Origin of the sequence: Umezawaea beigongshangensis, assembly GCF_016464305.1 — a bacterium.
Lineage (GTDB): Bacteria > Actinomycetota > Actinomycetes > Mycobacteriales > Pseudonocardiaceae > Umezawaea_A > Umezawaea_A beigongshangensis.
In genome coordinates this window covers 92,710-106,124 of record NZ_JAEIOJ010000002.1, presented here as the reverse complement: position 1 = coordinate 106,124, position 13,415 = coordinate 92,710, and the positions used below count along the sequence as shown (strand labels likewise).

General features: G+C 73.7%; 13 protein-coding genes. 7 read left to right on the top strand and 6 right to left on the bottom strand.

From position 1 onward, the window contains the following. Both IMZ35_RS05055 and IMZ35_RS05050 read left to right on the top strand, forming a co-directional pair. Positions 1-924: an MBL fold metallo-hydrolase gene (locus IMZ35_RS05055; RefSeq protein WP_199439759.1), complete on the top strand. Its 924-nt coding sequence runs from the start codon at positions 1-3 to the stop codon at positions 922-924. 91 nt (positions 925-1,015) lie between these two features. Beyond that, positions 1,016-2,701 (top strand): DUF4832 domain-containing protein, encoded by a 1,686-nt coding sequence (locus IMZ35_RS05050; RefSeq protein WP_199439758.1) that lies wholly within the window; start codon positions 1,016-1,018, stop codon positions 2,699-2,701. Between the two features lie 155 nt (positions 2,702-2,856). Here IMZ35_RS05050 and IMZ35_RS05045 read toward each other — a convergent pair whose 3' ends face one another. From IMZ35_RS05045 to IMZ35_RS05030, 4 genes are all read right to left on the bottom strand, one after another. Then, complete coding sequence (locus tag IMZ35_RS05045) at positions 2,857-3,156, bottom strand: hypothetical protein (RefSeq protein ID WP_307867768.1); 300 nt, start codon at positions 3,154-3,156, stop codon at positions 2,857-2,859. A gap of 35 nt (positions 3,157-3,191) precedes the next feature. After that, positions 3,192-3,845: a DJ-1/PfpI family protein gene (locus IMZ35_RS05040; RefSeq protein ID WP_199439756.1), complete on the bottom strand. Its 654-nt coding sequence runs from the start codon at positions 3,843-3,845 to the stop codon at positions 3,192-3,194. Positions 3,846-3,958: 113 nt separating this feature from the next. After that, the gene (locus IMZ35_RS05035; RefSeq protein ID WP_199439755.1) at positions 3,959-4,456 is read right to left on the bottom strand and encodes a DUF2231 domain-containing protein; all 498 of its coding nucleotides are present in this window, start codon (positions 4,454-4,456) and stop codon (positions 3,959-3,961) included. 264 nt (positions 4,457-4,720) lie between these two features. Beyond that, on the bottom strand, positions 4,721-5,305 hold the full coding sequence (locus tag IMZ35_RS05030; protein ID WP_199439754.1) for a malectin domain-containing carbohydrate-binding protein: 585 nt from the start codon (positions 5,303-5,305) through the stop codon (positions 4,721-4,723). Positions 5,306-5,537: 232 nt separating this feature from the next. On the opposite strand from IMZ35_RS05030, the gene IMZ35_RS05025 reads away from it, so the two are divergent. Further along, complete coding sequence (locus tag IMZ35_RS05025) at positions 5,538-6,281, top strand: ABC transporter permease (protein ID WP_199439753.1); 744 nt, start codon at positions 5,538-5,540, stop codon at positions 6,279-6,281. A gap of 471 nt (positions 6,282-6,752) precedes the next feature. On the opposite strand, the gene IMZ35_RS05020 is transcribed toward IMZ35_RS05025, so the two are convergent. Then, positions 6,753-7,778, bottom strand: coding sequence for an LLM class flavin-dependent oxidoreductase (locus IMZ35_RS05020; protein WP_199439752.1), 1,026 nt, complete (start codon positions 7,776-7,778; stop codon positions 6,753-6,755). A gap of 88 nt (positions 7,779-7,866) precedes the next feature. Next, positions 7,867-8,886, bottom strand: coding sequence for a DUF6892 domain-containing protein (locus IMZ35_RS05015; RefSeq protein ID WP_199439751.1), 1,020 nt, complete (start codon positions 8,884-8,886; stop codon positions 7,867-7,869). A gap of 219 nt (positions 8,887-9,105) precedes the next feature. On the opposite strand from IMZ35_RS05015, the gene IMZ35_RS05010 reads away from it, so the two are divergent. The 4 genes from IMZ35_RS05010 to IMZ35_RS04995 all read left to right on the top strand — a co-directional run bounded on the left by IMZ35_RS05010 (position 9,106) and on the right by IMZ35_RS04995 (position 13,361). Further along, complete coding sequence (locus IMZ35_RS05010) at positions 9,106-9,780, top strand: phosphatase PAP2 family protein (protein WP_307867767.1); 675 nt, start codon at positions 9,106-9,108, stop codon at positions 9,778-9,780. Positions 9,781-9,793: 13 nt separating this feature from the next. Then, complete coding sequence (locus IMZ35_RS30395) at positions 9,794-11,317, top strand: sensor histidine kinase (RefSeq protein WP_199439750.1); 1,524 nt, start codon at positions 9,794-9,796, stop codon at positions 11,315-11,317. 20 nt (positions 11,318-11,337) lie between these two features. Then, complete coding sequence (locus IMZ35_RS05000) at positions 11,338-12,000, top strand: response regulator (protein WP_199439749.1); 663 nt, start codon at positions 11,338-11,340, stop codon at positions 11,998-12,000. 185 nt (positions 12,001-12,185) lie between these two features. Continuing rightward, positions 12,186-13,361: an aldose epimerase family protein gene (locus IMZ35_RS04995; protein ID WP_199439748.1), complete on the top strand. Its 1,176-nt coding sequence runs from the start codon at positions 12,186-12,188 to the stop codon at positions 13,359-13,361. The last annotated feature ends 54 nt before the right edge of the window (positions 13,362-13,415 follow it).

Here is a 13,415-nt window from a genome sequence, read left to right as displayed (position 1 = left end):
GTGGAGATCGACTTCGTCCGCGGGGCGCCGGTGGCGGGCGACCTCGACGTGCGGTGGATCCACGGGGCCGCTGCGGACGACCCGCCGGTCCAGGTCCACGAGCACGACCCGTTCACGGTCGTCCTGCGGCAGAGCATGGCCGTGCACCACGAAGCGCCGTTCCTCGTGCTGTTCCTCGGCAACGCCCGCGCGCTGCTGCTCGACAGCGGCGCCACCGCCGATCCGGCGCTGTTCCCCCTGCGCGGCACCGTGGACCGGCTGCTGCGCGAGCACCTCGCCCGGCACCCGCGGGAGAACTACGAACTCGTCGTCGCCCACACGCACGCGCACTCCGACCACGTCGCCGGGGACGGGCAGTTCGCCGATCGGCCCCGGACGACCGTGGTGGGCACGGACGTGGCGGCCGTGCGGGAGTTCTTCGGGTTCGGCGACGACCTGGACGAGGTCGCGCGGTTCGACCTCGGCGGGCGGGTGCTCGACGTCGTGCGCTGTCCCGGCCACCACGAGACCTCCGTCGCGCTGCACGACCCGTGGACGGGACTGCTGCTGACCGGTGACACCGTCTACCCCGGCCGCCTGTACGTGCGCGACGCGCCGGCGTTCGCGGCGAGCCTGGAGCGGCTGGTGGCGTTCGCCGACGCCAGAGCGGTGACGCACGTGCTGGGCTGCCACGTCGAGATGAGCCGCAGGCCGGGGCGCGACCACCCGATCGGCAGCACGTACCAGCCCGACGAGCTGCCGCCGCAGATGACGGTGGACCGGCTGCGCGCCGTGCGCGACGCCGCCGTGCGGACGGTGGACCGGCCGGGCGTGCACGTCCACGAGGACTTCGCGATCTGGAACGGGCCGTGCCGCGCGGCCCTCGCACGCCACCGCGTCCGCGCCGCGTGGCTGCGGTGGCGGCGGCGCACGCACTGGAGGTGATCACCCCGGCGAACCACGACCACCTCGACCCGGCCCGGACCGGTTGGGTTGAATGGGTCTTGCACCGTTCGGGTGACATACGGAGGACTGCGTGTCGAAGATCGTTCAAGGCCTGGTCGTGGCGCTCGCCGCGACCTGCGTGGCGGCGGTGCCCGCCGGGGCGGCCATCACGGCCCCCTCGGTGACGAGCACCGCCACGACCGTCACCTACCAGGTCGGGCACACCGGGACGCCCGAGTTCGCCCGCGTCTACGTGGACGTGGACCGCTCCACGGCCACCGGGTACGCCCAGCACGGGGTGGGCGCGGACTACCTGCTGGAGAACGGGTGGCTCTACCGGCACGCCGGCGGTGACTGGTCCTGGACCCAGCTGGGGCAGGTGCCGTTCACCTCCTCGGGCGGCACGGCGCGCTGGGAGGTGCAGCGAGCCGCCATCGGCGAGCAGGCGAGTCCGAACGACGCCGACGTGGTGTTCCAGGTGGAAGCGCCGATGGAGACCTCCGCCAAGCTCACCCACACCTACACCGGCGGTGGGAGCGGGAGCGGCACGGTCTACCAGCCGTCGACCGCGAACATCGCCAACCCGGAGCGGGGGCTCTACCGCTACAGCGGGGACTGCGACAAGTCGGACTTCTCCGTCGACGTGCTGCGCCAGTACCGCGAGGCGCAGGGCATCACGCTGGTGATGTGCGTGTTCTACCTCGCCGAGTACCGGAACGCGCCGATCGCCCAGACCGCGCTGGACCGGTTGCAGCGGCAGTTCACCGCGGCCCGCGCGGCCGGGGTCAAGTTCGTCGTGCGCTTCGCCTACACGACGGCGGAATCCGGTGACGACGCCCCGAAGGACCGCGTGCTGAGCCACCTCGACCAGCTCGCGCCGTACCTCAGGGCCAACGCGGACGTGATCGGCGTCGTGCAGGCGGGCTTCGTCGGCGCGTGGGGCGAGTGGTACTACACGCGCAACTTCGGCGACCTCGGCGTGATCAGCTCCACCGACTGGGCCAACCGCAAGGCCGTGGTGGACAAGCTGCTCAGCGTCCTGCCCGCCGACCGCGCCGTGCAGCTGCGCACGCTGGCCTACAAGCGCACCATGTTCCCCGGCAACGCGCGGCTGGGCCACCACAACGACTGCTTCCTGGCGAGCCCGACCGACATGGGCACCTACGAGAACACGTCCGTGGACTACCCCTACCTGGAGAACGAGACCAGGACGGTGCCGATGGGCGGCGAGACGTGCGGCGTCAACGCGCCCCGGTCGGACTGCCCCACCGCCACGGCCGAGCTGTCCCGGTTCCACTGGACCTACCTGAACACCGACTTCCACCAGGGTGTTCTCCAGTCGTGGGCCGACCAGGGCTGCCTGGCCGAGGTGACCAACCGGCTCGGCTACCGGCTCACCCTGCGCGACGGCTCGTTCCCGGCGACCGCCGCGCGCGGCTCGGGCCTGGCCGTCCGGATCGGACTCACCAACGACGGCTACGCCGCGCCGGTCAACCCGCGCGGCGCGGCGCTGGTGCTGCGCAACACCTCCACCGGAGCGGTGACGCGGCTCCCGCTCGGCGCCGACCCGCGCACCTGGCAGCCCGGCGCGCACACCGTGGCGCAGACCGTGACGGTGCCGTCGTCGCTGGCCCCCGGCTCCTACGCGCTGCTGCTGGAGCTGGCCGACCCGGCGCTGCCGAACCGGCCCGAGTACTCCGTGCGGACGGCCAACACCGGCCTGTGGGAGGCGTCGACCGGCCTGAACGACCTGCGGCACACGGTGACCGTGTCGTAGTCGGCCCCCGGACCGTCCGCACGTCACGTGCGGGCGGTCCGGGGTGTCCGCCCCCGGCGGCCCAGCGCTGGATCTGCTCGAACCGCCACCGCCACCGGCACCGGGCGCACCACGACCGTCAGCTCGTCGATCAGGCCGTCCTCGTCCGACGCCGGCTAGAGGCCGTCCGCGACGCGGTTCGGGTCCTCGCGGCGCCCGGTGACCGCGGAGGCGGGCAGGCGGCCCGCCCGCGCCCGGCCGGTCAGCTCGTCGCCGTCCACGACGACGTCGAAGACGAGGTTCAGGCGCAGCGGCCTGGTGACGGACTGCGCCCACGTCAGCCGGTCGCCGTCGCGCACCAGGTCGGTGACGACCACCTCCTCGCCGTGCCGGAGGTCGCGGACCGCACCGTGCAGCGAACCGTCCCGAGTGGACAGTTCGAGCACGGCTCGCTGCTTCCCGAGGGGGGTGTCCACGACGAGGCTCCACGTCCCCTCGACGGACGTCCCGCTCACGGCCGCGCCGCCGCGACCGGTGCGCGCCAGACGGTGCCGCGGCGCTCGTGGGCGATGAGCTTCTCCACGGCGAGCGCCACCTGCGGGCTCAGTTCGCGCTCCAGCAGGTACAGGCCCAGGTCCAGGCCGGAGGTGACGCTCGCGCCGCTCACCAGGTCGCCGTCGTCCACGACCCGCGCGTCGACGCCGACCGTTCCGCTCGCGTCGAGCAGGTCGAACCCCAGGTGGTGCGTCGTCACCGGGCGGCCCTCGATCAGTCCGGCCATGGCGAGCAGCGCGGAGCCGCCGCACACGGTCGCGACCGTCAGTCCCGGACGGTCGAGGGCTTCCGCGAGCAGTCCGGGCAGCCCCGTGTCGAGCGTGCGGGCGAGGACGGCGGGGATGCTGTCCTCGGCGATGTCGTCCCCGTCCGGCAGAGCGCCCAGCGCGCCGGGCACCACGACCAGGTCGGCGCGGGACGGGTCGAGCCGGGCCGTCGCCCGGAGGGTCATCGGATCGAGCCCGCTGGGCACGTCGCGCGCGCCCTCGGCCGAGACCAGCTCGACCTCCACCCCCGCCTCGCCGACCATCCGGGCGGCGCTGAGCACCTCGTACGGGGCCACGACGTCCAGCGGGTCGAACCCGTCGAACAACACGATCTGCGTGCGCATGGTCGGATCAGTCCTCCTCGTTCTCGACCCGGCCGACGCTAGTGAGGGCGGACCGGTGCCGACACGGGTCGCCGTGCCACGTTCCGCCGGGTTCTCGCCGCCGCCGACCCCCGTCAGGGCCGGTGCGCGGCTCCCGAGGTGCGCAGGGAGCTGGACGCATCGGGGTGGGCGTCCTCCTCGACGCTGATGCCGAGCCGTTCGACGAGCTCACCGCCCAGCCAGCCGCCGACGCCCGCGCCGATCAGACCGATCCAGCCGAGGACCACGGCGAACCAGCCCGGTTGCCAGGACGGCTCGCCGGAGCGCAGCAACCAGCTCAGGGCGAACAGGGCGAGGACCGCCGAGTTGGCCGAGCCGTGGATCAGGCCGACCCGGCGTGCCCTGGTGCCGGGAGGGACGGCCAGCCGCCAGTCCAGCCAGCCGGTCGCCGCCGCCAGCACGCCGAGCAGCACGCCCGCGCCGATCAGGTGCGCCGCCGTGGTCGCGAAGCTCGCGCGATCGGTGAACAGGTGCAGCAGGTCGAACCCGACGGCCGTCGAGAGCAGGCCCAGCGGGAACACCATGAGCATCGGGTGCACGGCGTGCCCCGCCGCCCGAACACGACTGCGCATCGTCATCGCCCCTCTCGTGGTCACCAGAACGCTGGCGTACCCCGCGGAACGGCGAGTAGTCGGGCCAACCGGGGGACACCCGACCGCCGCTGGGGGGAGCGTCCGCCGAGGTGGCCTCGCAGCCGCCCCGGCTGTGACCCGCTCGCCCTCCGCCGCGGCCGTCGTCCGTCCGGTGGGCTCTGCTTCGGCTCGCCCGCGAGGCGGTGACCGCCGGGGGACCGGCGTGCGGGAGAGCGGAGACCGCCCTCCCGCGCGAACCGGCGGTCACCCGATCGGAACCAGGGAGATCGCGTTGATCTGCGGCTGGTCGGCGGAGCCGCGCACGAAGTCGATGGTGACCGTTCCGGTGGAGTCGACGACGACCGGGAAATCGCGCTCCAGGCCGAACGACTGCTGACCGTCGGCGCCCAGTGCGACCACCGTTCCGGTGATGTCGAAGTTCGTGAGCACCTCCACGCCGTTGATCACGACGGAGAACACGCGCTTGCCGGTTCGCTGGAAGTACCAGTCCATGAAGTAGAGGCGCACCTCGTAGGTGGTGCCCCCCGTGAGACCGGTGACGGTGTACGAGGAGTCGGTGAACCGGGAGGTGTGCCAGATCTCGGCGGGGATCGGGTGCGGGACCGATCGTCCCCAGTTGGGGTAGCTCCGCACGCCGGCGGGTTTGGTGTCCACGATGCCACCCGTGCCGAAGCTGTCGGCCGCGAACGTCGCGTCGCCGCTGCCGCCCACGTCGACGTGCACCGCGCTCGGATCGGCGTGCGCGACTCCCGCCGAAGCGGTTCCGCTCACCAGGGCGACGGCCGCGAGCACGCCCGCGGTTCGCCGGGAAAAGGTCGTCGAGCGCATTCAGAACTCCTGTTCTGTGAATTCTCAGCGCGGTTGAAACCAGCGGTGCTGCTTCCTGGCGGGCAACGGTCCGGGAACGGTGTCTCTTCGGTCGCGACAACGCTCACCTGCGATTCTGTGAATTCGTGTCGTGGGACTCTCGTCACGTTGACCGTTCTCCGCGGTCGTGAGATCGGATTCGTCGCAGCGGCTCCGGTCGACGACGACCGGTGCGGCGGGTAGAACGGTCCGGGTGATCGTCGTCGCGGACCAGGTGCGGATCGTGGTCGTGTGCGTCGTGCTCACGGCGGTCGTCGCCGGGGTCGGGCGCGTGGCCGGGGTGGTGCCGCCGCGGCCGGTGCTGCGGGCCGCGGTCCGCGCGGTGGTGCAGCTGGCCGCGGTGTCGGCGGTCATCACGGCCGTGCTGGTGTCGCTACCGCTCACGGCCGCGTTCCTCGTCGTCATGGCGGCCGTGGCGACCGGCACGTCGTCGGCCCGCACGGGTGTCGGGGCGCGGGGCGCGCGGGTCGGGCTGGCGATCCTGGCCGGTGTGGTGCCGACGGTGGCGCTGCTGGTCGCGGTCGGTGTGGTGCCGCTGGAGGGGATCGCGCTGGTGCCGGTCGGCGGCATCCTGATCGGCGGCGCGATGACGGCCACGACGCTGTCCGCGCGCCGCGCGCTGGACACGCTGCGCGACCGGAACGGCGAGTTCGAGGCCGCCCTGGCGCTGGGCTTCACCGAGCCGCTCGCGGTCAGGGAGCTGGTGCGCGCTCCGGCGGCCGAGGCGCTGGTGCCCGCCCTGGACCAGACGCGCACGGTCGGGCTGGTGACGCTGCCGGGCGCGTTCGTCGGCATGCTGCTCGGTGGTGCTCCGGTGTGGCAGGCCGCTGCGCTCCAGCTGGTGGTGCTGCTGGCGCTGCTCGTGGTCGAGGTGATCGCTGTCGTGGTGGTCGTGGAACTGGTCGCCGCGGGTGGGGTGCGGCGGCCGGTCGGGTAGCGCCGCGACGCCGTGTGGGCACCGGCGTGCCCCGGCGGGCGACCCGCGTCCGGTCCGCGTCGGCACGGCGACGCTCCTGCCGCTCACGCAGCGGCGGGGCGGACTCCGGGGCGGCGAGCACGTCCACCCCGCGCGGCCGCCCCCGGTTCCGGAGCGGAGTCGCCGAACCCCGATCTCCCGCGAAGACCGCTCGTCTTCTCGCCGGGGTCCGGCCGCCACCGGGCGGAGGTCGAGCAGCACGGGGGTGTGGTGACGGTCGGACACGCCGTGCTGGCCACCCGGACCGAGGACGAGGCCCTGTGACTGCTGATCGAGGGCGCGGCCGGGCACGACGTGGTCCACTGCCCGCACCGCCACGGGTGGGAGATCCGCGCCCGCTCTCGCCGAGGCCGAGCTGGAACGGCTGGCCGTGCGCGGGGTCCGGGTCGTGACCGGTTCACCGGCCCGCGGCTGGTGAACCGGCGACCTGGTTCAGCCCGACGCGGTCGGCTGCCAGCCCAGCGCCGGGCCGAGTTTCTCGGCGATGTCGGTGAGGATCTGGACGTAGTCCTCGTGCTCGAACGTGAAGGGCAGCGCGAACGCGACCTCGTCGATCTCCCGGAACGCGGCGTGGGCGTGCAGGCGCTCGGCGATCTCCTCGGAGGTGCCGACGAGATCGGGCGCGAACAGCATCCGCGCCGGTCCCCGCGGCGCGGTGGTGCGCGGCGTCCGCTGCCGCGCGTACTCCTCGTACTTCGCCCGCTGCTCCGCCGAGGCCGAGTCCGTGGGGACGACGACGAGCCCCTGCGAGACGCGGGCGCGGTCGCCGTCCGGGTGGTGGGCGCGGAACTCCCGCACGTGCGAGAGCTGGATCTCGGCGAAGTCCTCGGACTCCTCCGCCTTCACGACGCTGCTGGTCAGGAAGTTCATCCCGTTCTCCCCGGCCCACCGCGCCGACCTCAGGCTCGCGCCGCCGTACCACAGGCGCCGACCCAGGCCGGGGGAGTGCGGCTGGACGCGGTCGGAGAACACCTCGAAGCCGCGGGTGCCGCTGAAGTCGCTGGCCGGTTCACCGCGCACGAGGTCCAGCAGGCGTCGCACGCGGCCGTGGCCGAAGTCCTCCGCGTCGGCCGTGTCCGGGTACAGCGCGTGCTTGACGCTGTCGTAGTTCATCGGCGGACCGGCGCTCACGCCGGGGTTGAGCCGCCCGCCGGACAGGACGTCGACCGTCGCCAGGTCCTCGGCCAGCCGCAGCGGGTTCTCCCAGCCCAGCGGGATGACCGCCGTGCCCAGCTCGATGCGGCTGGTGCGCTGCGTGGCCGCCGCCAGCACGGCGACCGGGGAGGAGATGCCGTGCTGGAGGTGCCGGTTCCGCACCCACGCGCTGTCGAAGCCCAGCCGCTCGCCCAGCTCGACGACCTCCAGCGTGGACTCGTGGCCGCGGCGGGGATCGGCCTCGTCGAACAGCCCGATCGTCAGGAAACCCAGCTTGCGCAGCGGTCGAGAGGTCGGTGGCACCGGGCTCCTCCATCGTCGGCGACGTGCTCTGCCGCACCGTCGGCGCACTGCCGATCGTGGCACGCGGTTCCCGATCGCGGTGGTGATCTCAGAGTGTGGTGATCGACAGGACCTCGTCCACGTCGAGGACGACGGTGGTGCCCGGCGGGAGTGCGAGGGCGGGAACCGCGCCGGGGCGGATGCGCAGCAGGTGCGCCAGCGGGTACGTCGTGGGGTTCGGCGCCGCGCCGGAGCCGTCCGGGCGGCCGGGGCGCAGGCACCACCCGGACCGGCCGGGGGTGGGAGGGCTCCGGCGCAGGTGCACCTCCCGCGCCCGCTCCGCGCCCGGCTCGACGTCCACCCCGTCGGTGAAGGAGGGTGCGGGACCGGACGGCGCACCGTCGCCGAGCACCTCCTCGGCGAGCTGCCGCTGGGCGTCGACGATCCGCAGGGACTGGCTCAGGCTCCGCTGCCACGACAGGGGCGCCCCGCGCAGGTCGCGGAAGTAGTCGGGGGCCTGCGCCACCCACTCGGCACGCCCGCCGTGCTCCTCCGGGACGATCCGGAACAGACCGCACCCGAGCTGGACCGGGACACCGGACGTCACCGCGTCGACCGGCAGCGGCGCGAACGCCTCCACGAGACCGTCGAGCAGGGCGGCGTGCCGGCTCTCGGCCGACATCCGGACCTTCAGGTCGCCGACGTCGCGGAGGAAGCCGCGGGTCACCGCGCTCCGGTCGGAGCCGTCGTCCACGACCACGCCCCGCTCCCGCAGCAGGCGCCTCGCGGCGGGGTCGAGCGGACCGGCGGCGCTGACGACCTCCAGCGCCGGGAGCGCCGCGATCTCCCGCCAGTCGCGCACGTCGAAGAGGTCGTCCTCACCGTCCCAGAGGGGGGCGACGTCCTGGTAGACGGAGTTCCCGCCGTCGAACAGGACGGTGGTCACCCGCGCGAGCAGCTCGTCGGGGACGTGCAGGTCCCGGTAGTAGGAGCGGGCCGCCTCGTCGATCGCGGTGGCGTCGTGGCGGTCGTCGGGCAGGCCGGGGCCGTCGTAGGGCGGGAGCAGGCGCAGCTGGTGGCAGAGCTGGTCCAGGACCAGCAGCTTGGCTGCGAGATCGTGGAACTCCACGGCGGCGGGGCGGCCCTTCTGCTGGACGGCGGTGGATCACCGCACCGTACGCGATCGGCGAGCGGCCCGGACCGAGAAGCGGAACTTCCCGGTCCGGCGCGGCGGTCCGGCGTGGACGGCACGGGCCGGTGGGCGGGGGCGGGACCCCGTCGAAGGTGGGGGTGGACCGTTCGCTTTCGACAGAGGTCGGCGGCGGCGGATCTGCCTAGCGTCGGTCCGGTGCTGACACCAGGAGCAGTGGAGAGGTCGCCGGACGGAACCGGTGTCCCGGACGTCCCCGACGCAAGCGCGCGGTGGTACCTCGACGTCGCCGGTCTGGGGGCGGAGAGTCCGGAGTTCGCGCGGCTCGCCGGCGCGGTCCTCACCGAGGCGGTCGTGGGCGTGTTCGTGCTGATGTTCGTGGCGCTGTGGTGGCGGGCTCGGCGGGGCTCGGCGGTGCGCGCGGCGCGTGCGCTGCTGGCCCCGGTGGTGACCGTGCTCGCCCACGTCGCGAGCGAGGTGACCAAGAGCGCGTGGCAGGTGGACCGGCCCTGCCGGACGCTCGGCGACGTCGCCACGATCGCGGCCTGTCCGGAGTTCGGCGACTGGTCCTTCCCGAGCAACCACGCGACGTTCGCCGGTGCCGCGGCGGTCGCCGTCCTGTGGTCGAGCGGGGCCCTCGGTCTCGCCGCCGTCGTGCTGGCGCTGCCGGCCGCGGCGTCCAGGGTGTTCGTCGGAGTGCACTACCCGCACGACGTGCTGGCGGGACTGCTGCTCGGTGCGGCGGTCGCCGCGATCCTGCCGCTGCTGGCCCGGCTGCTGACCCCGCTCGTCGCCCGCGTGCGGACGCACCCCGTCGGCGCACGGCTGCTGGGGGCGGGCCCGGTGCCCGCCTCGCGGGAAGTCCGCAGCTGACATGATGCGGGCCGTGCGCGCGGTGACCCTGTGGACCTGTGCCGCCTCGCCCGTCGTCTGGGCCGCGGTCGTCTCGCGGCCCCACCGCTTGAGCGCGGTGGAGGCGGTGGCGTGCCTGGTGGTGCTCGCCGCGGCGGTGCGGCTGGTCCGTCGCCGACCCGCGACGGTGCTGCTCCTGATCACCGCGACGTGGCAGGTCGTGTTCTTCAGCCGTGCGCAGCGGGACAGCACGCTCGCGGTGGCCGTCCTCGCCGCCGGGCTCGTCGCGCTGAGCTTCCTCGCCGGTCGGCACGCCACGACGGGCCACCGGGGTGTCGCGGCACTGCTGTGCGGTCTGACCGCAGCGGTGACCGGGGGACTCGTCGTCGGAGGGACGGACACCGCTGTCGCGTCCCTCGTCGCCGTCCTCGTGCTCGCGGTGGTGCCCTGGGCCGTCGGCCGCTACCGCCGCCGCTACGCGGAGATGGTCCGAGCGGGCTGGGACCGCGCCGAGCACCTGGAGCGGGAGGCCGAGCGCGCGGTGGAGCAGGCCGGGGCGCGGGAGCGTGCGCGGCTCGCGGCGGAGATGCACGACCTGGTCGGGCACGAGCTGGCACGAGCGGCGCTGCGCGTCGGTGCGCTGGAGGTCGCTCCGACGCTGCCGGCCGAGCACCGCGCGGCGGCCCGCGAGGCTCGCGCCGGTGTCACCGCGGCGGCGGAGCGGCTGGCCGACGCGGTCCGCCTGCTGCGCCCCGAGGAGGACGAGCCCGTGGAACCCGTCGAGACCGTCGTCGAGCGCGCACGCCGATCGGGTCTGCCGGTGGACCTGGTCGTCCAGGAGGCCGGAGCAGCACAGCTCGACCCGGTGATCGCGCGGACCGTCCACCGCGTGGTGACCGAGTCGATCACCAACGCGGTCAAGCACGCTCCCGGCGCGCCGGTCGCGATCAGCCTCACCGGGGCCGGTGACGGTCTCGACCTGCGCGTCGTCAACGAGGCGGCCCGGTCCGCGGCGACCGCAGCGCCGGGCAGCGGCCGGGGTCTGCTCGGGCTCGGCGAACGTGTCGCGCTCGTCGGCGGCCGGTTCGACGCCCGTCCTCGCCTGGGCGGGGGGTTCGAGGTCGTCGCCCACCTGCCGAGCCGGCCGGTCACCACGATCGCGCCGGGAACGCCGACGACCCGGACGCACCGCGAGTCCACGGAGCGGCGGGTGCGGGACAGCGCCCGCCGGACCGTGCTGGTGGCCGCCGCGACGTGCGCGGGCGTCGTGCTCAGCGTGCTCGGCCACCTCGTCGTCGACGCGGCGACCTCGGTGCTCTCCCCGGTCCACTACGCGGGGCTCCACGTCGGCCAGGGCGAGGCGGACGTCGGAGCCGTGCTGCCGGGGCGGACCCGCGTCGACGACCCGGACGGCGAACCGCCACCGCGGGACGGGTGGACCTGCCGGTACTACAGCACCCACTGGAACCCGTTCGGCCAGCGCGGCCGCGACCTGCACCGGCTGTGCTTCCAGGACGGCCGTCTGGTGGACAAGACCCTGATCACCCGCGACCCGTGACGACCGGTCATGATGCGGGCGTGATCCGAGTGGTGCTCGCCGACGACGAGGCGGTCGTGCGGATGGGGGTCGGGGCCGTCCTCTCGACGGCGGACGACGTCGAGATCGTCGCGGAGGCCGACACCGGTCGCGCCGCGGTGGACCTGGTGCTCGCGCACCGTCCGGACGTGGCCGTGCTCGACATCCGCATGCCGGTGCTCGACGGACTGGACGCGGCCGCGGAGATCCGTCGGCTGGGCACCGGCACCGGGGTGCTGGTCCTCACGACCTTCGCCGACGACGCCCACATCTCCCGCGCGCTCGCCAGCGGCATCAGCGGGTTCGTCCTGAAGACGGGCGATCCCCTGGACATCGTCGTGGGGGTGCGCGCCGTCGCGGCCGGTGCCGCCCACCTCTCGCCGCCGGTCGCCAAGCGGGTGATCGACCACCTCTCCGGCAGCGGCCCCCGGCTGCGCACGACCGACCGCGTCACCGGTCTGACCGCGCGGGAGCGCGAGGTGCTCGGCCTCGTGGGAGCGGGCATGTCCAACGCGGAGATCGCGCGTCACGTCCACGTGGTCGAGGGCACCGTCAAGGTGCACGTCAGCACGATCCTCAGACGGCTCGACGTGCGCAACCGGGTGCAGGCCGCAGTCGTCGCCCACGAGGCCGGACTCGTCCCGCCGGCGCACCGGCTGTTGTAGGCGACGGCGCGCGGGCGCCGCCCGGTGTGGCGTCGTCCTGACCGGCTCCACCGCGAACGTCGCGCTGAAGTCGTGCTGGCACCGAGCGTTCGGGCGCGCTAGCGTCTACCGTCGATCGGCGATCGAAGTGGTTCGACCTGTCGGACGCGGTGGTCGCAGTGGCGTGATCGGACAGAGGAGTCCACATGCGGTGGTTCACCCGGACGGCAGCGCGCCTCGGCGCGGTGCCGCTGATCATCACAGGTCTGGCGGTGCTCGGCCCGGCCGCGCCGTCGGCCGTCGGGGCGAGTCAGCCCCGGATCGAGAAGGACGTCTTCGGCAGCACTCCGGACGGGGCGGCCGTCGACCGCTACACGCTCACCAACGGCCGCGGGATGCGCGTGCGCATCCTGACCTACGGCGGGATCATCCAGTCCATCGAGGTCCCCGACCGGCGCGGCCGCACGGCGAACGTGGCGCTCGGCTTCGACAACATCACCGACTACGTCGAGAGCAGCCCCTACTTCGGCAGCATCACCGGTCGCTACGCCAACCGGATCGCCAACGGCAGGTTCACCCTCGACGGCGTCACCCACCAGTTGGCGCTCAACGACGGGGTGAACCACCTGCACGGCGGCACGGTGGGCTTCGACAAGCGCATCTGGCGGGCCGCCGAGATCCGCGACCGGGACGCGGTCGGCCTGGAGCTGACCTACACCAGCCCCGACGGCGAGGAGAACTACCCCGGCGCGCTCGACGTGACCGTGACCTACCGGCTCACCCGCGACAACACGATCCACGTGGACTACCGGGCGACCACCGACGCGCCGACCGTCGTCAACCTCACCAACCACACCTACTTCAACCTGGGCGGGGAGGGCAGCGGGAGCATCGAGGACCACCGGCTGACCCTCGACGCCAGCAGGTACACGCCGGTGAACGACACGCTGATCCCCACCGGCGCGATCGACTCCGTCGCCGGCACGCCGATGGACTTCCGGCGTCCGACCGCGATCGGCGAGCGCGTCCGCGACGGCTTCGAGCAGCTCGTGATCGGCCGCGGCTACGACCACAACTACGTGCTCGACCGCAGGGACGACACCTCGCTGGAGCAGGCCGCCAGGGTGATCGACCCGGACAGCGGGCGCGTGCTCACGATCCGCACCACCGAACCGGGCATCCAGTTCTACTCCGGCAACTTCCTGGACGGCACCCTCGTGGGCACCAGCGGCCGGATCTACCGCCAGGGCGACGGGTTCGCGCTGGAGACCCAGCACTTCCCGGACTCGCCGAACCAGCCGCAGTTCCCGTCCACCGAGCTGCGCCCCGGTGACACCTACCGGACCAGCACCACCTACCAGTTCTCCACCGACCGCGGGTAGCTCCTCCTCTCCCCACCGCCCGGCCGATCCCGGTCCTCGCCACGAGGCCGCGAT

What these genes read in the sequence shown, in the direction of transcription:
- IMZ35_RS05040 (WP_199439756.1), bottom strand. Translation starts at nt 3,845, where the DNA reads ATGCGCACGCAGATCGTGTTGTTCGACGGGTTCGACCCGCTGGACGTC.
- IMZ35_RS05035 (WP_199439755.1), bottom strand. Translation starts at nt 4,456, where the DNA reads ATGCGCAGTCGTGTTCGGGCGGCGGGGCACGCCGTGCACCCGATGCTC.
- IMZ35_RS05030 (WP_199439754.1), bottom strand. Translation starts at nt 5,305, where the DNA reads ATGCGCTCGACGACCTTTTCCCGGCGAACCGCGGGCGTGCTCGCGGCC.
- IMZ35_RS04995 (WP_199439748.1), top strand. Translation starts at nt 12,186, where the DNA reads ATGCGGTGGTTCACCCGGACGGCAGCGCGCCTCGGCGCGGTGCCGCTG.